This window comes from Aeromonas sp. QDB68, from assembly GCF_027707405.1.
Lineage (GTDB): Bacteria > Pseudomonadota > Gammaproteobacteria > Enterobacterales > Aeromonadaceae > Aeromonas > Aeromonas caviae.
In genome coordinates, this window is the sequence record NZ_JAPCIQ010000221.1 from 1 (window position 1) to 1,019 (window position 1,019).

The 1,019-nt window shown below is 37.8% G+C and carries 1 protein-coding gene; it reads left to right on the forward strand.

Annotated elements, in window-relative coordinates; translation table 11 throughout:
• On the forward strand, nt 1–1,019 hold a 1,019-nt coding region (locus tag PG892_RS22330; RefSeq protein ID WP_270825915.1), incomplete at both ends, for a hypothetical protein.

The following is a 1,019-nucleotide window of genomic DNA, read 5'->3' on the forward strand; positions in this document are numbered from 1 at the left end:
GCATTTGATGTAATAAGTTTCGATGACTTTTTTCCAGCACCACCATTATTTGAACCCGTTTCACGCTATATTGCTAGAAACGAACAAGTCAATATAGCTACATCAATAAAGAACGCCAGAACACACACAATAATTACTGCAAATGGAGGTGTCGGAAAATCAATACTAAGCAGTAATATCTCTGCTGAGTTCAATGAGCCATCAATAGTAGTTGCATATGACTGTTTTGGTAATGGCAGCTATCGTAGAACAAGCGCCAAAAGACATGAAGTAAAATATGCCCTTTCTCAGATAATAAATACGCTAGCGAAAGATAGCTTATGTGATCAAATTATACCATCAAGAAATGAGCCAGACGAATACTGGATTAGGGCCTTCCTTAATAGAATTAGAGAAGCGTGTTCTGTGCTATCATCTCAGGATGAAGAAGCTCTTTTAGTATTAATTTTTGATGCGGCTGACAATGCGGAAATGGCGGCTGAAGAACAAGGTGGAACGTGTTTTGCTAATCAACTTTTAAAAGAAATTGTACCCGAAAATTGCCGGTTGGTATTTACTTGCAGACCTGAAAGATTAGATCTTCTTGATCCACCCCACTCTGTAAATAAAATTAAATTATCTCCATTTTCAAATGAGGAGACACTAGAGAATTTAAGAGGGAAATATGTTTGTGCAACTATAGAGCAAGCTACGGAATTTAATCGCTTGACCGGTGGAAACCCTCGGGTTCAGTCTAATGCCATGTCATTACAAATACCATCATTGGACCATCTGTTGCTTTCCTTTAATTCGAGAGTTTTAACGGTTGAAGATTTAATTGAGAGGCAGTTAGAAGAGTCAATTATTAGAATAAAGAATGACTTCCCCATTAATTATCGTGAGAGCATTGATAACATTTGTACTGGATTGGCAGTACTACCACCATTTGTACCTATAGCTGTTTTAGCAAAAGCGGCTAATGTGTCAGTGGATTCGGTAAAAAGCTTTATAGCAGACCTGGGTCATCCATTATGGCAAAT